The 20,150-nt window shown below is 61.4% G+C and carries 16 protein-coding genes; 3 read left to right on the forward strand and 13 right to left on the reverse strand.

The window, feature by feature from the left end; translation table 11 throughout:
• Window positions 1-2: 2 nt before the first annotated feature.
• The 8 genes from mshE to G5193_RS07260 all read right to left on the reverse strand — a co-directional run bounded on the left by mshE (window position 3) and on the right by G5193_RS07260 (window position 8,127).
• Window positions 3-1,712 carry an MSHA fimbrial ATPase MshE gene (gene mshE / locus G5193_RS07225; protein WP_106844139.1) on the reverse strand — a complete coding sequence of 570 codons (1,710 nt, stop codon included), beginning with the start codon at window positions 1,710-1,712 and terminating at the stop codon, window positions 3-5.
• A gap of 73 nt (window positions 1,713-1,785) precedes the next feature.
• Entirely contained in the window at window positions 1,786-2,868 is a 1,083-nt protein-coding gene (locus tag G5193_RS07230; protein ID WP_181281662.1) for a tetratricopeptide repeat protein, read from the reverse strand.
• Window positions 2,865-3,761, reverse strand: a complete 897-nt coding sequence (locus G5193_RS07235) for an ExeA family protein (protein ID WP_421205607.1) — start codon at window positions 3,759-3,761, stop codon at window positions 2,865-2,867. The genes G5193_RS07230 and G5193_RS07235 overlap by 4 nt, the downstream gene beginning before the upstream one ends.
• Before the next feature lie 92 nt (window positions 3,762-3,853).
• Window positions 3,854-5,530 carry a pilus (MSHA type) biogenesis protein MshL gene (mshL, locus tag G5193_RS07240; RefSeq protein ID WP_216952745.1) on the reverse strand — a complete coding sequence of 559 codons (1,677 nt, stop codon included), beginning with the start codon at window positions 5,528-5,530 and terminating at the stop codon, window positions 3,854-3,856.
• A 70-nt stretch (window positions 5,531-5,600) separates the two neighbouring features.
• Window positions 5,601-5,930 carry a SctD/MshK family protein gene (locus tag G5193_RS07245; RefSeq protein WP_266134567.1) on the reverse strand — a complete coding sequence of 110 codons (330 nt, stop codon included), beginning with the start codon at window positions 5,928-5,930 and terminating at the stop codon, window positions 5,601-5,603.
• A complete protein-coding gene (gene pilO, locus G5193_RS07250) occupies window positions 5,923-6,570 on the reverse strand; it encodes a type 4a pilus biogenesis protein PilO (protein WP_266134566.1) in 648 nt (215 codons plus the stop codon). Before pilO ends, G5193_RS07245 begins: the two co-directional genes overlap by 8 nt.
• Entirely contained in the window at window positions 6,570-7,163 is a 594-nt protein-coding gene (locus tag G5193_RS07255; protein WP_128834786.1) for a PilN domain-containing protein, read from the reverse strand. The genes pilO and G5193_RS07255 overlap by 1 nt, the downstream gene beginning before the upstream one ends.
• Before the next feature lie 100 nt (window positions 7,164-7,263).
• Entirely contained in the window at window positions 7,264-8,127 is an 864-nt protein-coding gene (locus G5193_RS07260) for an MSHA biogenesis protein MshI (RefSeq protein WP_421205609.1), read from the reverse strand.
• An 86-nt stretch (window positions 8,128-8,213) separates the two neighbouring features.
• Here G5193_RS07260 and G5193_RS07265 point away from each other — a divergent pair, with 86 nt between their 5' ends.
• The gene (locus G5193_RS07265) at window positions 8,214-9,137 is read left to right on the forward strand and encodes a 1-aminocyclopropane-1-carboxylate deaminase/D-cysteine desulfhydrase (protein ID WP_216952742.1); all 924 of its coding nucleotides are present in this window, start codon (window positions 8,214-8,216) and stop codon (window positions 9,135-9,137) included.
• Window positions 9,138-9,201: 64 nt separating this feature from the next.
• Here G5193_RS07265 and G5193_RS07270 read toward each other — a convergent pair whose 3' ends face one another.
• The gene (locus G5193_RS07270; RefSeq protein ID WP_421205611.1) at window positions 9,202-11,130 is read right to left on the reverse strand and encodes an EAL domain-containing protein; all 1,929 of its coding nucleotides are present in this window, start codon (window positions 11,128-11,130) and stop codon (window positions 9,202-9,204) included.
• A gap of 495 nt (window positions 11,131-11,625) precedes the next feature.
• Between G5193_RS07270 and G5193_RS07275 the strand changes: the two genes are divergently transcribed.
• The gene (locus G5193_RS07275; RefSeq protein ID WP_421205613.1) at window positions 11,626-13,155 is read left to right on the forward strand and encodes an EAL domain-containing protein; all 1,530 of its coding nucleotides are present in this window, start codon (window positions 11,626-11,628) and stop codon (window positions 13,153-13,155) included.
• A 265-nt stretch (window positions 13,156-13,420) separates the two neighbouring features.
• Complete coding sequence (locus tag G5193_RS07280; protein WP_266134562.1) at window positions 13,421-14,518, forward strand: calcium:proton antiporter; 1,098 nt, start codon at window positions 13,421-13,423, stop codon at window positions 14,516-14,518.
• A gap of 145 nt (window positions 14,519-14,663) precedes the next feature.
• On the opposite strand, the gene hutH is transcribed toward G5193_RS07280, so the two are convergent.
• Genes hutH through hutI form a run of 4 tightly spaced genes read right to left on the reverse strand, consistent with a single transcriptional unit; the run spans window position 14,664 to window position 20,136 of the window.
• On the reverse strand, window positions 14,664-16,196 hold the full coding sequence (gene hutH, locus G5193_RS07285) for a histidine ammonia-lyase (RefSeq protein WP_421205615.1): 1,533 nt from the start codon (window positions 16,194-16,196) through the stop codon (window positions 14,664-14,666).
• Window positions 16,197-16,200: 4 nt separating this feature from the next.
• Window positions 16,201-17,910 (reverse strand): urocanate hydratase, encoded by a 1,710-nt coding sequence (hutU, locus tag G5193_RS07290; protein ID WP_179902722.1) that lies wholly within the window; start codon window positions 17,908-17,910, stop codon window positions 16,201-16,203.
• A 53-nt stretch (window positions 17,911-17,963) separates the two neighbouring features.
• Window positions 17,964-18,908, reverse strand: a complete 945-nt coding sequence (gene hutG / locus G5193_RS07295; protein ID WP_421205617.1) for a formimidoylglutamase — start codon at window positions 18,906-18,908, stop codon at window positions 17,964-17,966.
• Window positions 18,901-20,136, reverse strand: coding sequence for an imidazolonepropionase (gene hutI, locus G5193_RS07300; protein ID WP_323912335.1), 1,236 nt, complete (start codon window positions 20,134-20,136; stop codon window positions 18,901-18,903). Before hutI ends, hutG begins: the two co-directional genes overlap by 8 nt.
• Between the last annotated feature and the right edge of the window lie 14 nt (window positions 20,137-20,150).

Here is a 20,150-nt window from a genome sequence, read left to right on the forward strand (position 1 = left end):
GCTTACCCCAAATCCTCGGCCAGTCGCAACACCTCATCCACCGAGGTGATCCCCTGACGGGCATAATCGAGGGCAGTGAGGGCCAGCGGCCGGTAGTGTTCGTGTTGACGGGCCGCCTTGGCGAACCCTTCCGCATCGTTGCGGCGCAGGGCATCCATCATCGGCTGATCCAGCTCCAGTAGCTCGTAGACCCCGATCCGGCCGGAATAACCGGTAAAGTTGCAGCTCTGGCAACCCCGGCCCTTGTGATAGGTATGCTGGCCAGGCGCCTCGCCGGAGAGCACGGTGAGCCAGGTGGCCTGCCCTTCGTCGGGCGCCTTCTCCTCGACGCAGTGCTCACATACCCGCCGCACCAGCCGCTGGGCGACCACAGCCCGCAGGGCACTCGCCACCAGATAGCCGGGCGCCCCCATGTCGATAAGGCGCAAGGCACTGGTCACCGCATCGTTGGTGTGCAGGGTGGTCAGCACCAGGTGACCGGTGATGGCGCCACGCAGGCCGATCTCCACCGTCTCGTTGTCACGCATCTCACCCACCAGCAGGATGTCCGGATCCTGACGCAGGGTAGAACGCAACACGTGGGAAAAGGTGAGACCGATCTTGGGATTGACCTGCACCTGGCTGATACGGGGCAAACGATACTCCACCGGATCTTCGACCGTGATGATCTTGTTGCTGGACTGGTTGAGCTCGGAGAGGGCGCCATAGAGGGTGGTGGTCTTGCCGCTACCGGTGGGGCCGGTCACCAGGATCATGCCGTGCGGGCGTTTGAGCTGACGACGGAAACGGGTCAGGATCTCCGGCGGCATGCCGGTCTCGGTCAGCGACAGGATGCCGGAGGATTGATCCAGCAGACGCATCACCACAGACTCGCCATACTGCACCGGCATGGTGGACATCCGCACATCCACATCACGGCCGCGCACCTTCATGTTGAAACGGCCATCCTGCGGCAAGCGCTTCTCGGAGATATCGAGCCCGGCCACCAGCTTGAGACGCAGCACCAGCGCCTGGGCGATGCGCACCTCGTTGAGGATATTCTCGTGGAGGATGCCGTCGATCCGCTGGCGAATGCGCAGCACCTTCTCGTCCGGCTCGATGTGGATATCCGACGCTCCCACCTGCACCGCATCCTCGAACAGGGAGCGCAGCAGCTTGGCCACCGTCGCCTCCCCCTCGTCATTGGCCCCCAGATTACCTGAACCCAACTCGAAGCCGGAGTCCTGATACTCCTCCTGCAGCTGTTCGGCGAAGCTCTCAATCTCGCGGGTGCGGCGATAGAGGCGGTCAAAATAGTCCAGCAACTGCCCTTCCCGCGCGACCGCCAGCACCATCTCCCGCGGGCTCAGCAAGGCAGCAATGGCATCCAGCGCACTCAAGTCCGCCGGATCCGACATGGCTACCGTCACCTTGTCGTCGGTAAGATTGACCGCCAGCGCCCGATAACGGCGCGCCTGCACTTCGGGCAGCAGCGGCACCGCGGCGGCATCGATGGTGAGGTTATTGAGATCGAAGAAGGGTACATCCAGCTGGCGAGCGAGGAACTGCAGCAGCTGTACCTCGCTGATAAAGCCGAGGTCAATCAGAGTGGTACCCAGTTTGCGTCCGGTCTGACGCTGCTGCTGCAGGGCAAGCTGCAACTGATCATCAGAGATGATCTGCTCCTGAACCAGCAGGTCGCCGAGGCGCATTTTCAGTCTGGGTTGTGCCATGTTTGCTCCGATATCTGTTACTTCACACCCGTTGCCGCATCCGATGAGGCTTCGCTCATCGAATCTGCGTTTATCAAGGGGTTAGTTGGCCAATTCGTTGTTCCAGCCAGTTGGTCGACGCCTCGCCGAGATTGCCGTGCAGCAGGGCGTTGCGATAGGCATCGAGTGCCCGCTGGCTGTGCCCCTGACCATCCTCGGCGACACCGAGACCAAGCCACCAGCGGCCCTGATCCGGCTGCTGGCGCAGCAGCTTCACATAGAGCGCCGCCGCATCGGCATTTTGACCCAGCTCTTGGGTCAGACCCGCCCAAGTGGCGTAATAGTCCAAGTTGCTGGCAAGATCAGGTTGATAACCGGACAACCAGCCAAGCGCCTGCTGTTGCTGCCCCTCGTTGATGGCAAGACGGGCCAGCAGCAGACGAAAATCGGCCTGTTGGGGATCGAGCCGGATCCCCTCCTCCAGCAGCTGGCGCGCCTCGGTCAGGCGCCCCTCGCCGTAGAGCAACCCCGCCAGTTGCTCGCGCGCCCCCTGGTTATAGGGATCGTGGGCCAGCACCTGATAGTAGTTGTCCTGCGCATCCCGCAGGCTTCCCTTGGCCATGGCGGTGGTCGCCTTGCGCTCCGCCAGTGCTGCCAGCTCCTTGGCCGACAGCTCGACCGTCTCGATCTTCAATATGCCCGGTTTACGCGGGGCGCTGGCGACAGCCTGCTGCTCTGCCGCCAGTTCGGCGTAGAGCTCGGGCTGCAACTCTTCATCGGTCGGCTCCGAATCGTCAACATCGCTGGAGGCATCAAAGGGGGCACCATCGGCCATCTCTCCCTCTACCTGCCCGCCAGCGGTATCAGCCACTCTCTCATCCCCACCCGGCAACGGCAGCGCAGCGGCCACTTCGACCGGCTCGGGCGGATTGACTGGCTCGGCGGCCCGTGTCACCACATCGGGAACCACCACTTCGCTGGCGGCGACGACAGGGTGTGTCTGCTGCCAGTAGATCCAGGTGCGCCAACCGAGGATCCCCAATGCCAGACCACAGATCAGGGTCAGCAGCAACATCCACCACCCCTGCTGGCGCGCAGGGGCAATATAGACGGCAGTTCCCTCGGCGCCTTGCTGGCGCCGATCCAGATCTTTCAGCATCTGGTTGATAACGCTCATGGCCAGACTCCATAAGCCAGGGCGCACCCCAGCAACAGTAACAGTAACAGGGGCCACCAGCGCAATGGCGCAAAGCGGCTGGCATCGTCGGTATCGCGAATGGCGAGCCTCACCAGACGGCTATCGATCCGGCGCCTCCCCTGACCGTAGGCCAGCATCAGGCACTTGTGCGCCAGGATGTTGATAAGTCTCGGGATCCCTCGCGAGGCCCGCCACAGCATCCGCATGGCGCGGCCGGCAAACAGTGGTGCCCCGCGGTAGCCGGAGACCTGCAATCTGTGCTCCAGATAGGCGCGGGTCTCGTCAAAGCGCAGCGGGCGCAGGCAGTATGAAAAGCCGATCCGCTGGCGCAGTTGGCGCAGGTGGGGCCTGGCCAGTCTGATATCCAGCTCCGGCTGGCCGAACAGCACAATCTGCAGCAGCTTGCTCGATTCGGTCTCGAGATTGCCAAACAGGCGAATCGCCTCCAGAGTCTCGTCAGGCAGCGCCTGGGCCTCATCGATCAGCACCACCACCCGACTGCCCTGCTGGTGCAGGCTGATCAGGTGACGATGGATACGATCGGTCAGATCCAGCTCGCTCTGATCCCGTACCGACAACCCCAGTTCCAGCGCCAGCGCTGTGCGCAGCTCGGCCGGGCTGAGGTGGGGATTGGGCAACCAGGCGAGCCGCACCGGGCACTCTTCCGAGCCCAGCTCGCTCAGCAGTTTTCGGCAGAGCAGGGTCTTGCCGGTACCCACCTCGCCGGTCACCTTGATAAATCCCTCCCCTTGCGCCAGCGCCCAATTGAGCACCTGTTGCGCCTCCTCGTGAGGGGGCAGGCCGTAGTAGAAGCCGGTATTGGGGGTGAGGCCGAACGGCGCCTCCTGCAGGCCGAAGTGGCTCAGGTACATGGGCGCTCACCAGCCAGTACGGGGAACCTGCGACCGCGAGCCTCGGCCCGCAGTACGGCGGAATGGAAAGATGCCAATCGCCAGCTCATGGCTTACCCCTTCGCCGGATACCACTTGTCGAGCAGATCTGCGGAACGCTGCAGCTCGTTTTGCCAGGTATCTTTCTCCACCACGGTCGGTTTGAGCATGATCACCAGCTCCACCTTCTTGGTGCTCTCGCGACGATTGGTAAAGGCTTCGCCCACCCAGGGAATATCTCCCAGCAGCGGCACCTTGCTGACGATCTCCTGCTTGTCGGTCTTCATCAGACCACCGATGACGATAATGTCGCCGTTATTGGCCTGCACCACGGTATCGGACTCGCGGATCGAGCTCTTGGCGAGCGGCAGCTCCAGCGGTTTGGCGGTACCGACGTTGATGGTCTTCTTCTGCTCTTCTGTGTCGATAACGGAAGGGTGGATATGGAGCAGCACCTTGCCCTCTTCATCGATTTGCGGCGTTACGTCCAGCGCAATACCGGAGAAGAAGGGGGTCAGCTCCACATTGGGGGTCACGATAGGTTCGGCCGTGCCGGTCGAGGTCACCGTAGTGGTCGAGGCATTGGTGACGAAATATTCGTCCGTCCCCACCTTGATCACCGCCTTCTGGTTGTTGGTCGCAGTGACCCTCGGGCTGGAGAGGGTATTCACATCGCCCTGGGTCTTGAGCAGGTTGACCGCCACCTCGAAGTTGCCATCAGAGATCGTGAAACCGGCGCCGCCGCCCAGCGCACTGAAGATCTGGTTGGGGGTGGTGGGCAGCTGGGTCTTGGCAAGTGACTGGCCGCCGGTAATACCCTTGCCGCCATCCCAACTGGCGGAGAGACCGCTCCAGTCAACCCCCTGCTCATACCCTTCGTTGAGGGCGACTTCGATGATCCGCGCCTCCAGCACCACCTGGCGCTTGAGGTGACTCTCGGATTGATTGAGGAATTCACGTACCGCCTTGAGCTCCTTCGGATAGGCGCGAATAGTGACCAGACCCGCCTGCGGGCTGGTGATCACGGCGCGACCATCACCCGTGCCAATCAGGGTCTGCAGGGAGTCGCGCAGATCGGTCCAGTAGTCGCTGTTGGTGTCAGTCTCGATCCGGGTACCGTTGCTGTTGTCACCGCTCGAGTTGTTGCTGGAGGAGCTGTTGCTGCCGCTGTTGTTGGACGCGCTGTCGAAACTGCTGTTATTGCTGCCATTGTTGTTGTCATTGGCAGTCACCCCGCCGGTGCTGACCGAGGTGCGGGAGAGGCCACGGCGGGACATCATCAGATAGTTGACCGGAATGGTTTCGGTGCGCAGACCCGCCGGATAGATGTGGAAGACATTGCCCTTGCGCTGCACGTCGAAGCCATACATGTCACCTACCACCGCCAGCACCTCCGGCAGGGTCACATCCTTGAGCTCGACCGAGACCAGCCCGGCCACCCCGGGATGAACCGCCACGCTGTAGCGGGAGCCCTTGAACAGGGAACCGAAAAACTCCACCGCCTCCACGTCGTGAGCCGCGATGCGCAGCCGCTTCTCCGGCATGCCGACCGGCATCTGCGGCCGGTTCAGCTGCAGCAATTCACTCTGCACCGATTTGGGCAAGGCGGTCAGCGGGGCAGCCTGCTTCTGCTGTTCGTTCATGGCCTGTTTGAGAGCATCCTTGGCCTGGGTCGGCTCGGGGTGCTGATACGTGGTACAGCCTGCGGCCATCATGGCCATGGTGATCAGACAGAGACGGTGTTTTTTCATGTAATTAGAGCACCCTGACTTGCAATTAAACTCGATAAAGCCGCTCCACCTCTCGAAAGGCAAGCACGACTCAAACCCGGATCTTGCTGGCAAAGAGTGTGACCGCGTGGCGTTTGCCCGCCTTTTCCAGCACCACGGCATCTGCCGTGATGGCCACCAGCGTATAGCCATCCACCTGTTGCCCGACCCGATAACTCTTGCCATTGAGCACCGCCAGCGCCGGGCCATTGCCCAGCACCACACTCTGCAGCTTCGGTAAACCGGTGTTGCTCTCGCCGGTCGCACGGGCGCCAATTGCCACATCCGCCAGCGGTGCGGTGGGATCCTGCAATACCTCGACCTGCTCCGCCTGTGCCAGCACGCTGAACAGGCAACAGCACAACGCAAACACTCTAGCCACGGATAAACTCCTTGCTGGTACTCAGGGTGTAGATCTCCATCTCCACCACCGCGCCGGGATAGGATTTGACCCGGTAGTCGAACTGCTTCCAGTAAAAGTGGCGCGGCAAGGCTTCCAGCGCTTTAAGGTATTGATAAACATCGAAATATCCACCTTCTAGCTGAAGCCGGATACCATGTTTGTAGAGATTGACCTTCTGTTCTCCCGCCATCAGCGGGGTCGGCTCCAGCGAACTGAGCGCCAGCATGTGAAGGTTGGCGGAGCGGGAGAGCAGCGCCTCCAGCACCTGCGGCATCTCGTGCGCCGGGATCAGATCGACGGTCTGGGCCTTCAGCTCATCGTCGATCCGGGCCAGATCCGCTTCGACCTGCGCCAGCTGGTCGCGAACGCCCTGATTGGGATCCCGCTTGAGCCGAGCCTGTTTGCCGAGGTTCTCCAGCTCCATGATTTCGAGGTCGCGCTCGGCGGCGCTCAGGGCCATGCGATCCTGCTGCAGGCGGGTATCGGCGCCATCGAGCCAACCGTAGATGCTGCCAGCGCCCAGCAAAACCAGACCGGTAAGCAGGATCAACACCCGCTCCCGCTGGCTCAACAGGGCGATACGCTGGCCCCACGCCTGCCATTGTGCTTTCAGGTTCATCAGGGTTTCTCCCGCGCGATGCCGCTCAACTGGAAGGTCAGACGACCCTCCTCGTCACGGCCAAGGGTCAGTTCACCAAACTCCTTGCCTACCAGACTCGGGGTCTGCTTGAAGCGGTTGACCCAGGCCGGCACATCCTGACTGCGTCCGGCAAAACCGGAGAGGTTGATCCGCCCTTCGTTGATCTCGATGCGCTGCAACGAGAGGTTGCTGCTGCGAATGCGGGAGAGATCCGCCATCACGCTGGCATAGCCCTGGGATTTTTGCAGAGACAGGCTACCGAGCTGACGCATCAGCCCCTGCTTGGCGGTCAGCTCATCCCGTTTATTGACCAGTTGCTGTTGCAGCCGGGGATCCGCCTGATGGCGCGCCAGCTCGGCATCGAGGCGTCTGGCCTCGCTGCGCTTGAGCTCCAGCTCGGCGGTGCGTTGCGCTAGCGCCCGGCTGACCTGTTGCTGCTGCCAGCTGTAACCGATAGCCGTCAGCAGGATCAGCAACAGCGCAACACCCCATACCAACGCCATCTGATTGAGGCTGGCCCACTGCCGCTTGGGACGAAACTCGGCACCATAGAGGTTTATCTGACGTTTCATCACGCATCCTCCCCGATGGCGGCTGCGTAGGCAGAAAGGTATTCGACGCCAGCCAGCAACATTGTCTTGTTGACCATGGCAGCAAGGGGGAATAACACTCTCATTGATCATCCCCCAATGCGGCAGCATAAGCCGAGAGGTATTCGACGCCGGCCAGCACCGCCTTGTTGGCCATGGCGGAGACGGCAAAGCCGAAGGTCTGCTCCATGTGACGCACCAGGGTACCGATAAAGGGCGAAGCGACGGCAAACTGCATCTGACCCAGCTCGGGCAATTTGAGCTGGCCCGCCAGATAGTCGAGGGAGCGCTGGATCTCCAGCGCCAGTGAATCGAGCAGCATGGCGTCAGGCTCATGTTCGCCGGTCAGGCTGGTGAAACCGCGCAGCTGGCGGGAGAAGCAGAGCCCCCCCTGATGGAAGACCAGCAGTTGCAGATCCTGCCCCTTGGGCTGCCACAGCAGCATGCGCACAGTGTCATCCGCTTCATAGAGAGAGGTGAGCGCCAGCTCGTCGCTGATGATGGATTGCAGGGTGGCGATGCCGTTGATGGCATCGGCCAGCTGTTGCACCCGGCTCTTGGGCAGGCAGATCACATTGATGCGCGGACGACCGGCAGGCGGGGTGGGCAAGTCCACATAATCCATCGCCAGTTGCAGCACGGGTTCGCTGACATAGTCCTTGATGGCCCAGGGGAGCGCCCCCGCCATCTCGGCGTCAGGCACGGCAGGCTTGTCGATCTGGATCTGTTGATAAAGGCTGGCGGCGAGGGCTACCCGCACTTTAGACTTGGCCAGCCCATAACGGCTGAACAGCTCGTTCATGGCCACAGCCCACTCCTGTGGGCCGTTGATGGTGCGCGTCGCGAAGACGGGGGGATTGCCCACTGCAGCCAGCATGATCCTGTCATTGGCCAACAAGAGCCCGACCTGGCGGCTTGGCGTCGACCGTCTGAACAGTTTTTTCATGTAAGCCCGCCCATCAATAGTGATTAAATGTATGAAATATTAACATAAACAGCAGATTAGCCTCTATATAAAAGACGGACTCACCATTGCAAGCCAGCCTTCCAGCCGAGCCAGAGGGGTCAGCTATCCTGCCCTCCCCCCTGCACCCCCTCCACCACCCGTTGCTAACCCGCTACGGCGTCGAACTCTGGTGCAAGCGGGATGATCTGATCCATCCGACCATCTCCGGCAACAAGTGGCGCAAGCTCAAATACCACCTGCTTCATGCCAGAGAGCACGGCAAACGGCATCTACTCTCGTTTGGCGGCGCCTACTCCAATCACATCCATGCACTGGCAGCAGCAGGGTGCCAATCTGGCCTTCGAACTACCGGTATCATACGGGGCGAATCTGATGCCGTCAGCAATACCACCCTGAGGGATGCCAGACGCTGGGGTATGGATCTCGTTTTCGTCGACCGCCAGAGTTACCGCCGTCGCCAGGATCCCGACTGGCTGGCCCAATTCGATGCACCCGATACCCTGATCGTGCCGGAAGGGGGCAGCAGCCCGCTGGCTATCCCCGGGGTTGCCGAACTGGTCGGCGAGGTACCCTTCTCGCCGGATCTCTGGGTACTGCCCTGTGCCAGCGGCGGCACCCTGGCGGGCCTAATCGCTGGCAAACAGGACCGGGAGCAGATCCTCGCCATTGCGGTCCTGAAAGGAGGCGGCTTTATCGCTGACGAGGTGTGTCGCCTCCATCCCGCTGCCGCCAGCATCCCCGGCTGGCGGGTCGCACTCGATCACCACGATGGTGGCTACGCCAAATTCAGCCCGGCCCTCTGGCAGTGGGTTCAAGATTTCAGCGCCGAAACAGGTCTGCCTTTGGAGCCCATCTACAGCGGCAAGGCGATGTGGGGGCTGTTTCGCGAGCTGGCTGCGGGCCGCATCGCCCCCGGCAGCAAGATTGTCTTTATCCATACCGGCGGCATGCAGGGATTGGCCGGACTGCGGGAGCAGGGGCGACTGTGAGCCCCGCCTGACGGCAACCGAAAACGAGAGAGGGTCGCCCCACGACGACCCTCTCTTGTTTATCTCAATCACCAGCCGGCTCCTGCACCAACCGGCGTGGCTCGGCAAACCAGGGCCCCTGCCCGGCATGCACCCCGAGGTGGCGCAGCATCTTCCACTCATCGCCACTCTCTACCCCCACCGCCAGCACCCGGGTACGGGTATTGGCGCAGCCCCCCACCAGACTGCGGACCGCCATCTGGTTCACCTGTCGGGCGTGAATCTCCCGCACCAGGCTGGGGTGCAGCTTGAGGAAGTTGATCTCGAACTCCTTGATGTACTGGGTGCTCACCACATCCTGGCCAGCATGATCGATGGCCAGCTGGCAGCCCAGCATCCGCAGGGAGCGCAGCGGCCGCTTGAGTGCTTCGAAGTGGCGTGTGACCTGAGCCTCCGAGAGCTGCAGGATCAACCGCTCGTTGGTGCTGCGCGGCAGCTGGAACAGGGCGAAGAAGAGCCAGCGCTGGAACTCGCGGTTGAGCAGACTCTGGGCACTCAGGGTCAGAGTGATGGGACAGCTCTGCTCGGAACGCTGGCGCAGCAACACCAGCGTTTGCTCCGCCACCAGCCGATCCAGTTGCAGCAGCAGGCCCACCTTCTCCGCCATTGGCATGAAGATCCCTGCTTGCAGTTCCCTCCCCTGCTCATCGTGGATATAGGTGAGCAGATCCTGCTGCAGTACCACCTGATCCCGATCCTGCTGGACCGGTTGGGTATAAAAATCGATCCCCTGCTCTTCAAGACGGCGACTGATGAGGGTGCGCCAGCGCACCGTCCCCTTGCTGCTCTGCTCCTCGTCCAGCTGCTTCTCGTAGAGGAACCAGCCGTTGTGCCCCTGCAGACGTGCACTCTTGAGGGCCAGCTCGGCCTCCTCCTGCACCTTGAGCAGAGTGTCTTGCGCCTGGTAGCAGACAGCCCCGATATAGATGGCCGTCTCCGGATTGACCTGCTGCGGCCAGTGTAGCCGTTGCAGACTCTTGAGCAGCTGGCTGGCACTGTCCACCATCTCGCTCTCCGACATGTTGGGCAACAATACCGCAAAGACATGTCCGGCATAACGAGCCTGCAAGGCACCGTTATGCTTGCGCACAAAAGCACTGATCACGGCGCTCGCCTCCAGCAGCAGATCATGCCCCTGCAGCTCGAACTGCTCCGCTTCCAGCTCTTCCAGACAGGCGAGTTCAATCAGCAAGACACCGCCACTCATCACGCTCGCCTCCATGATAGCGCTCTCGAGCCGGTTATCGAAGAAGAGGCGGTTGCCGATGCCGGTCATCTTGTCGACGAAGGCGTTGCTGCGAATGAAGTTGTCGAAGCGGCTGCGCTCCTTGCGGGCATCCGCCAGCTCGGCGAGCAGATGATCGAGGGCCTGACTGGCGGCCACCGGCCACTCTTCGGCGGGGTCATGGCTTAGTTTGGAGAGCTTGTCATCGAGGATCAGCTGGGCGCGAATGCCCAGCAGCTCGGCGCCGCGCAACTGCTGACGCAACCAGCGGATGGAGTACCAGAGACCGAACACCACGATGAAGATCCCGAACGAGATGCCCGACATCGCCTTGATGGAGTACTCCGCCTCCTTGAAGGGGCGCTCCAGCTTGAAGCTGGCCTGCATGCCAGCCTGATGGGGCAGCGGATGGCTGTATGGCACCAGCAGCGGTTCATCAACCGGACGCTGTACGTCACGGAACCAGTAGACCCGCTGGTCATTCTGGCGCACCTCCAGCTCCACCACATGAGCCGCCCGCAGCAAGGTGGGCAACCAGCGGCTCATATCCTCCATACCGTGAGCAACGTCGAGTTGCTTGTCGATCACCTCGACCAGCGCATCGACCTTCTTTTGCTGCAACTCCATGCCCAGCTCGCGAAAGCTGAACACCCCGCCAATCAGCACGGTCGCCATGGCAGCGATCACGCACAAGGTAATAAACGAGACAAGATGTGTTGTGAGTTTCATGTGCCTTTCCGTGTGCCCGGCATCATCCATTGGAGTTCATGGTAGCAGTGGCGCTGTGGCCATCACTATGGACGGGGATCCCGCTTCTGTAATTTAAGCGGAGCAGCATACCCAAAGCAGCGGGAGAATACCAAGGAAGGTACACAGGTGGAGCAGGGGAAGATAGCAGACAGAAAAATGGTCCCTCAAAAGGGACCAAAAGGAACACTCATATCAAAACTAACACTCTGTGCTACTGACAAAAAACAGATACAGGAGTATTGAACACACGGTGAGTCAAACCGCAGGGGTACTCTAAAGCAGTTCGGATAAGTTGAGCAATTGTCATTTATGACAGGTCAGCGATTGAATCTTTTCAAGGTTAACAATAAAAACATTTAAAATCATACATTTAAAAAATCATCCAATAAGTGTGACAAGTAGAGCTCAAATTGATTGTACTAATGCACTATGATGGCTTGACCCATTTGTGTCTCGTGAAACTGGCAGGCGCCCTTGTTACGCATCACCCCCCTCTGGATCACTGTACTGCTACTGCTCTTGCCCATCCTGGCAAGCCAGTCCGTCGGTCTGTGGCTAACAAGACCGATGGCCAACCACCTGCTTGAGCAGAAGGTGGCCGAGATAAAGCGAGCCATGGCGATACGCCATCACACGCTGGACAAGGCCATGAGCGAGCAGCTGACGCTGTTTGATTTCGATTGTGGTGCCAACGACATGGCACTGCTGCGGGATCCCCGCTTTTACAACACCCATATTCGTCTGCAGGGGCTGGAACTGGCATCAGGGAAAAGCTGCTCAAGCCTGGGTGTGGGTATTTCGCTCATCAAAAACGCCAACCAGGATGGCGCCCTCCCCGACAAACTGGGGCTGACTGCTACAACGGCCAGTTTCAATACGGAACAGGAGATGGTTGCCTACTACAAAAACGGCGGCAACATTGCCTACTGGGTGCTCGATAACAGCTGGAGCCACGATCTGCTACAGCTCCCCTGCAGTGACTGTTTCTATCTGGAGTTCAGCCAGCGGGATCCCGCAGCGATGACCCCCCGCTTCCCGCGCGGTGACCGGACCATCAAGCTGGAAGAGGGCAGCCGCAGCCTGAGCTTCTTTGATCAGGACAAACTGACCCGACAAACCATCTGGGCCGGTTCTGCACTGGACCTGTATGCTCGCGAGCAAGTCAGACGAATCGCACTCTGGAGCGGCACTATCCTGGGCCTGCTGCTGGTGACCGCTTACTGGTCGCTGCGAAACTATCGCCGCTCGCTCAAGGGGCTATTGCAGGCCGGATTGGTGCGCCAGGAGTTCATCCCCTTCTATCAACCCGTGGTGGATCTTCGAACCTGGCAGGTTGCCGGTTTTGAGGCGCTGCTACGCTGGCAACGTGGACACGAGCTGATCCCCCCGAGCGCTTTCATCGAATATGCTGAAGATCAGGGACTTATCCTGCCTATCACCAGGCAGTTGCTGGAGCAGGTGATCACGGATCTGCCGCTGTTGCCACCAGAGCAGTGGATCAGTGTCAATCTGATGGCCACCCATATCGAACAACCCTTGCTGCGCAACATGTTGAGTGAACACCATAACCCTTCGCCCGAGCGCCTTACCTTCGAGCTGACCGAACGCAAGCCGATCCTCGACATCAAAGCCGCTACCGAGGAGATCACCCTGTTGCAGCAGATGGGATATCACTTCAAACTGGATGATTTCGGTACCGGCTACGGTGGTTTTGCCTACCTGCAGAGCCTCGGGATCCGCCAGATCAAGATCGACAAGATGTTCGTCGATACCATAGGCACCAACGACCTCAAACGCAGCGTGCTGGATGCCATCATCACGTTTGGCCTGGAATCAGGCATGGAGATGATTGCGGAAGGGGTTGAGACGCGGGAACAGGTTGATTACTTGCGGCAACACGGCGTCTATCTGATCCAGGGTTACGTCTTTGGCAGGCCCATGGCGCTGGCAGATCTTGCCATCTGGCAGCAGACGTGGCCTCCACAATATTCGCAAGAGAGCTGACACCGATATTGCACAGGCCAGCGCTGGCAGGGCTCCCCCCACCGGGAGCACACGCACCCTTTTGCACAGAGGCTGACACTCCCAAAGCCTCTGCCACGACCTGGCTCATCGCCCTTGAACCACCATTTACATTCAGCAACAAAATGATCTGCCCCTGAGAGGATGGAACCCTTATCATAAGCATTCGGCTACCGTGAGCACCTTCACGCACGCCTCCCATCAATCCCTGTCGGCCAGCGCCGTCCCGAGATGAGAACCATTGCCTATGAAGACATTTATCCGGCAAGAGATTGCCCTGCCCGTCGGCCTGCTGACCCTGCTCTTTTTCAAGACGATCGGGAGCGACCTGCTGACAGAGACAACTCCGCTCGGGATCTATCTTCCGGTTTCGGCTGCACTACTGGCCATCGTCACCTGGGCTATCTTCTCGGTGGTGCGCCACTCCGATGCCCTCGCCATCAAGCTGGGCGAGCCCTTCGGCACCCTGATCCTCACCCTCTCGGTCATCTCGCTGGAGGTGGTGATGATCTCTTCGGTGATGCTGACCGGTGAGCCTAACCCCACCATGGCCCGCGATACCATGTTTGCAGTAGTGATGCTGGTGAGTACCGGTCTGGTGGGCTTCACCCTGCTGTTTGGCGGCTGGCGCTACCACACCCAGAGCTTTAATCTGGACGGGGTCAAATCCTATCTGGTGGCCATCATCCCGCTGGCCCTGCTCTGTCTGGTGCTGCCCAACTTCACCGAGGGCGGTGCAATCGGCAGTATGTCGCGCGCCATGTCGTGGATGCTGATCATCATCTCGATCCTGCTCTACGGGGTCTTTCTGCTGATCCAGACCCGCAGCCACAGCCACTTCTTCGTCGACAGCGATCACGAGGATTACGAGGAGCACCACGGCCCGCTGCAGAGCAACGTCTATCACACCATCCTGCTGCTCGCCTACCTGCTGGTAGTGATCCTGCTGGCCAAGACCCTGGCCATCCCCATCAACTACGGGGTGCATGTGATGGACGCGCCCGCCGCACTGGGCGGCTTTATCGTCGCCTGCATCGTGCTGGCTCCCGAAGCAGTCGGCGCCATCAAAGCCGCCTTCAACAACCAGTTGCAGCGAGCAATGAACCTCTACTTCGGCTCGGTGCTGGCCACCATCGCCCTCACCGTGCCTGCCGTGCTCTTTATCGGCTCCATGCTGGGTCAGGAGGTACGCCTCGGCCTCTCCCCCGCCGATATGGTGCTGCTGGTCACGACCCTGATGGTCTGTAAAGTGACCTTCAGCAGCGGCCGCACCAATGTGCTCCATGGTGCGACCCATCTGGTGTTGTTTGTGGTCTATCTGTTCCTGATGTTCGAACACGAATAACTGCGTTCAACCAACGTCAGACACGCAAAGACCGCCCGATTGGGCGGTCTTTTGTTATCGGCTCCCGGACCTCACCGGCGCCAGTGAAGCGGCGTCCCCCTCATCCCCAACCCTTCTCCCGCCAGGAGAGAAGGGGGATCAAGGCTTACAGACTGGGCAGCACCCCGGCCGGGATCAGGTCGTTGTAGCTGGCACGGCCCAGCAGGGCGGCGGCAGCTTCGATATCCGGCGCGAAGTACCTGTCCTTGTCGTAGAAGCTCACCTCTGCCCGCAGTCGTCCCTTGGCCAGCTCGATCAGCTCGGTACTGCGCAGCGGCGCGCGAAAATCGAGCCCTTGCGCCGCCGCCAGCAGTTCAACAGCCAGAATGCCGCGGGTGTTCTCCGCCATGTCTGCCAGCCGGCGGCCAGCGAAGGTCGCCATGGAGACGTGATCCTCCTGATTGGCGGAAGTGGGCAGACTATCCACCGAGGCGGGATGGGCCAGGGTCTTGTTCTCGGAGGCGAGCGCCGCCGAGGTGACCTGAGCGATCATGAAGCCGGAGTTGACCCCGCCATTGTTGACCAGAAACGCTGGCAGACCGGACATCCGCGAGTCGATCAGCAGCGCCATCCGCCGCTCGGAGAGGGAACCTATCTCGGCGATGGCCAGCGCCAGATTATCGGCGGCGAAGGCAACAGGTTCTGCGTGGAAGTTGCCGCCGGAGATGACCTCCTCATCCTCGGCAAACACCAGCGGGTTGTCGGAGACCGCGTTGGCCTCGCACACCAGCACCTCGGCAGAGTGGCGGATCTGGGTCAGGCAGGCACCCATCACCTGCGGCTGGCAGCGCAATGAGTAGGGATCCTGTACCTTCTCGCAGTTGTGATGGGACATGCCGATCTCGCTGCCATCCACCAGCAGGTGGCGATAACAGGCGGCCGCGTCAATCTGGCCACGCTGACCGCGTACCGCGTGAATGCGAGCATCGAACGGCCGGCGGCTGCCAAGGGCGGCCTCCACACTCATGGCGCCTATGGTGATGGCACCGGCGTAGAGATCCTCGGCATGGAACAGCCCTTCCAGTGCAAAGGCGGTACTGGCTTGGGTGCCGTTGAGCAACGCCAATCCTTCTTTGGGTGCCAGCGCGATAGGCTCGAGCCCGGCAATTTTCAGCGCTGTAGCGGCATCGATCAGCTCGCCCTTGTGGCGGGCCTTGCCCTCCCCGATCAGCAGGCAGCTCATATGAGCCAGCGGCGCCAGATCGCCGGAGGCACCGACGGATCCCTTCTTCGGCACCACCGGATAGACTTCGGCGTTGATGAGGGTCATCAGGGCCTCAAGCACCGTCAGCCGGATCCCGGAGAAGCCCCGCGCCAGCGAGTTGAGTTTGAGCACCATCATCAGCCGCACGGTGGCGTCATCCATGTACTCGCCAATCCCTGCCGCATGGGAGAGCACGATGGATCGCTGCAGCTCGTCCAGCTGCTCCACCGGAATGCGGGTGTTGGCCAACAGGCCAAAGCCGGTGTTGATGCCATACACCACCCGGTTCTGCTCGATCACCTTGGTAACTACGGCAGCGGAGGCGTGGATCCCCGGCAACGCCGCCGGATCCAGTGCAATATGTACCGGCTCGCGGCTGACGCGGCGCAGGGTGGCAAGATCCAGCTCGCCCGGGGTAATAGTCAATTCAAACATGGTGTTACACCTTTCCTTTGACACCGTTGGCGCCGTCAATCATCGGCAGATCCAGTTTCGCCTCATGGGCACAGTTGATGGCAATCTCGTAACCCGCATCCGCATGGCGCATCACGCCGGTGGCCGGGTCGTTGCGCAGCACCCGACCGACCCGCTTGGCAGCGTCATCGGAGCCGTCGCAGACGATCACCACGCCGGAGTGCTGGGAGAAGCCCATCCCCACACCGCCGCCGTGGTGCAGGGAGACCCAGGTCGCGCCGCCAGCAGTGTTGAGCAGGGCGTTGAGCAGCGGCCAGTCGGAGACGGCATCGGAGCCATCCATCATCGACTCGGTCTCGCGGTTCGGGCTCGCCACCGAGCCGGAATCCAGATGGTCGCGGCCAATGACGATGGGGGCTTTCAGCTCGCCGTTTTTCACCATCTCATTGAAAGCCAGACCGAGGCGTACCCGATCCTTGACCCCGACCCAGCAGATCCGCGCCGGCAGTCCCTGAAACGCGATGCGCTCGCGGGCCATGTCGAGCCAGTTGTGCAGGTGAGGATCATCGGGGATCAGCTCTTTCACCTTCTGATCGGTCTTGTAGATATCTTCCGGATCGCCGGAGAGGGCCACCCAGCGGAACGGGCCAATTCCCTCGCAGAACAGCGGGCGAATGTAGGCGGGGACGAAGCCGGGAAAATCGAAGGCGTTTTTCACCCCCTCCTCAAGCGCCATCTGACGGATGTTGTTGCCGTAATCCAGAGTCGCCGCGCCGCGCTCTTGCAGGGTCAGCATCGCCTCCACCTGACGGGCCATGGAGCGGCGAGCGGCCAGATTCACCTCCTGCGGGGCACTCTGCTGCAGCTCGCGCCACTTGGCAACGCTCCAACCCTGCGGCAGGTAGCCGTGCACCGGGTCGTGGGCGGAGGTCTGGTCGGTTACGACGTCCGGGGTGATGCCACGGGCCACCAGTTCGGCGAAGACATCGGCGGCGTTGCCGAGCAGGCCGACGGAAACAGCGCTGCCGCTCTGTTTGGCCTCTTCGATCATTGCCAGCGCCTCATCCAGGCTGTGAGCCTTCTTGTCCACATAACGGGTGCGCAGACGAAAATCGATGCGGGTCTCGTCGCACTCCACGGCGATCATCGAGAAACCGGCCATGGTGGCGGCCAGCGGCTGGGCACCGCCCATGCCGCCAAGACCACCGGTCAGGATCCAGCGCCCCTTGGGTTCGCCGTTGAAGTGCTGGTTGGCCACCGCGAAGAAGGTCTCGTAGGTGCCCTGCACGATCCCCTGGGTGCCGATGTAGATCCACGAACCCGCAGTCATCTGGCCGTACATCATCAGGCCCTTCTTATCGAGCTCATTGAAGTGCTCCCAGTTGGCCCAGTGGGGCACCAGATTGGAGTTGGCGATCAGCACCCGCGGTGCATCCTTGTGGGTCTGGAACACCCCGACCGGCTTGCCGGATTGCACCAGCAGGGTCTGATCCTCCTCCAGCCGGGTCAGCACCTCGACGATCTTGTCAAAGCAGGCCCAGTTGCGGGCGGCGCGACCGATGCCGCCATAAACCACCAGCGACTGGGGATGCTCGGCCACCTCGGGGTCCAGATTGTTCATCAGCATCCGCAGCGGCGCTTCGGTGAGCCAGCTCTTGGCGGTCAGTTCGGTGCCGCGCGGGGCACGGATCACGCGGTTCGGATCATGACGGGGATCCTGCTGTTGCACAGACATACACACTCCTTGTTGTATCAATAGGGTGCCTTCGGCGACGGGCGGCCAAAGGGTTAACGGGTCAACAGATGAACCAGCCGCGCGGCCACGCGGGCACTGCGGTTGTCCTGATCCAGCGTCGGGTTGTACTCGGCCAGATCGGCAAGCCTGAGCTTGCCGCTGGCCCGGATATGGGCGATCAGCGGTTCGATCACCGCCAGCTCCACGCCGCGGGCGGCGGGGGCGCTCACTCCCGGCATCAGGTTGCCGGGCAGCACATCGAGATCGATGGTTAGATAGAGGTGATCACAATGGGCGCTAAAGGCGTCCAGTCCGCTTAGCAAGGCTGGCAATTCGGCCTGGGTCATCGCCTCGTCCAGCACATGCCACACTCCCAGCCCCTCGGCGCGGGCAAACAGGGCTTGGGTATTGGCGGTCTCGGCTACCCCGAGGCAGGCGTAGTGAAACGGTGTGCCCTGAGCGGCGCACTGTTCGGCAATCTGGAAGAAGGGGGTGCCAGAGCTGGCCTGCTCCTGCTTCATGCGCAGATCGAAGTGAGCATCGAAATTGATGATCCCGACCCGCCCCTCACCACCAAGATGACGGTTCAGGCCACTCCAGCTGCCGAAGGCCACCTCGTGGCCGCCCCCCAGCACCAGCGGGAAGTGGCCCAGATCGAGCGCAGCGGCGACCCGCTCGGCCAGACGGTCGTGGGCGGCATCGAGATCCCCATCGGTACAGCTCACATCCCCGCCATCGTAGACGGGGCGATTCAGGTGCCAGGCGGTGTTGGCCAGCAGCTTGCGCACCGCCAGCGGCGCCCCGGCAGCACCAATGCGCCCCTTGTTGCGGCGAACCCCTTCATCGCAGGCAAAACCAAGCAGTACTACACCGGCAGAGTCTTGTGCTCCGGCGGTCCAGGGCAGCACCTTGTCATGCCAGCGCAGTGCCAGTTCACCATCTTCCGGATCCTGCCGCCCCTGCCAGAGCGACATGTCGATCGGGTTGAACTTATCCATGGAGGGTCTCCTCGCCGTTGAAGATGCGGCCTGCCAACTGATCGACGCCGACCATGTAGCTCAACTCGGCCGGATGGGCGCAGTGCCAGAACAGGAAATCGGCCGCCATCCCCAGACTGAGCTGGCCAAGGTGCTCCTGCTCGCCAAGCGCTTTGGCGGCGTGGCGGGTCACCCCGACCATGGCCTCCACCGGCGTCAGACCAAACAGGGTACAAGCCATGTTCATCGCCATCCGCAGCGAGACGATGGGTGCGGTACCCGGGTTGATATCGGAGGAGACCGCCATCGCCACCCCCGCCTTGCGCAGCGCGGCAACCGGCGGCAGCTTGGTCTCCTTGAGGAAGTAGAAGGCGGTGGGCAACAGAGTGGCGACCACGCCACGGTGGGCCAACGCCAGGATCCCTTCCGGATCCAGATACTCCAGATGATCCACCGAGAGGGCGCCAAAGTTGGCAGCGAGGGTGCTGCCACCGAGATTGGAGAGCTGATCCATGTGCCCCTTCACCGGCAGGCCATATTGATCCGCCGCCAGATAGACCTGCTCAGTCTGGGCCAACGAGAAGCCGATGTGCTCGCAGAAGACATCCACCGCATCGGCCAGACCCGCCTCGGCGGCGGCCGGGATAATCTCCTGACAGATGGTCTCGACCCAGCTATCTGGATCGTCGCGATACTCCGGCGGCACCGCATGGGCCGCCAGCAGAGTGGTCTTGACCCGGATCGGCAGCGCCCCTCCCAGTCGGCGGGCCACCCTCAGCATCTTGAGTTCATCAGCCAGAGTGAGGCCATAGCCGGACTTGATCTCCACCGTGGTGACCCCTTCGCGGATCAGGGATGCCACCCTCGGCAACGCCAGCTCGAACAGTTGCTCTTCGCTGGCGGCACGGGTGGCACGCACCGTGCTGATGATGCCACCGCCCCGACGGGCGATCTCGGCATAGGGCACTCCCTGCTGACGCAGCTCGAACTCTTCGGCACGGCTGCCGGCGAAGACCAGATGGGTGTGACAATCGATAAGGCCGGGGGTGACCAGCTTGCCCCGCATATCCTGCCAGTGAGCGGGATACGACCCCTTCAGTTCGGCCATCGGCACCAGCGCGTGGATCTTGCCATCATTCACGCCGATGGCGTGGAGCGGCAGCAGGCCGTAGTCGGCCAGCTCATCATTCAGGGTAGCGGGCGTCACGTTGAGCCAGACCCGCTCGCAGTTCAACAGTTCCTTGTTCATAGCGGACCTCAAAT

The organism is Aeromonas sp. 601027, assembly GCF_049174455.1.
GTDB classification, from domain to species: Bacteria; Pseudomonadota; Gammaproteobacteria; order Enterobacterales; family Aeromonadaceae; genus Aeromonas; species Aeromonas veronii_A.

Bases quoted from the DNA above. Each gene is read 5' to 3' on its own strand.
- mshE (WP_106844139.1), bottom strand. From the start codon at position 1,712: ATGGCACAACCCAGACTGAAAATGCGCCTCGGCGACCTGCTGGTTCAG.
- G5193_RS07230 (WP_181281662.1), bottom strand. From the start codon at position 2,868: ATGAGCGTTATCAACCAGATGCTGAAAGATCTGGATCGGCGCCAGCAA.
- G5193_RS07235 (WP_421205607.1), bottom strand. From the start codon at position 3,761: ATGTACCTGAGCCACTTCGGCCTGCAGGAGGCGCCGTTCGGCCTCACC.
- mshL (WP_216952745.1), bottom strand. From the start codon at position 5,530: ATGAAAAAACACCGTCTCTGTCTGATCACCATGGCCATGATGGCCGCA.
- pilO (WP_266134566.1), bottom strand. From the start codon at position 6,570: ATGAACCTGAAAGCACAATGGCAGGCGTGGGGCCAGCGTATCGCCCTG.
- G5193_RS07255 (WP_128834786.1), bottom strand. From the start codon at position 7,163: ATGAAACGTCAGATAAACCTCTATGGTGCCGAGTTTCGTCCCAAGCGG.
- G5193_RS07260 (WP_421205609.1), bottom strand. From the start codon at position 8,127: ATGAAAAAACTGTTCAGACGGTCGACGCCAAGCCGCCAGGTCGGGCTC.
- G5193_RS07270 (WP_421205611.1), bottom strand. From the start codon at position 11,130: ATGAAACTCACAACACATCTTGTCTCGTTTATTACCTTGTGCGTGATC.
- G5193_RS07280 (WP_266134562.1), top strand. From the start codon at position 13,421: ATGAAGACATTTATCCGGCAAGAGATTGCCCTGCCCGTCGGCCTGCTG.
- hutH (WP_421205615.1), bottom strand. From the start codon at position 16,196: ATGTTTGAATTGACTATTACCCCGGGCGAGCTGGATCTTGCCACCCTG.
- hutU (WP_179902722.1), bottom strand. From the start codon at position 17,910: ATGTCTGTGCAACAGCAGGATCCCCGTCATGATCCGAACCGCGTGATC.
- hutG (WP_421205617.1), bottom strand. From the start codon at position 18,908: ATGGATAAGTTCAACCCGATCGACATGTCGCTCTGGCAGGGGCGGCAG.
- hutI (WP_323912335.1), bottom strand. From the start codon at position 20,136: ATGAACAAGGAACTGTTGAACTGCGAGCGGGTCTGGCTCAACGTGACG.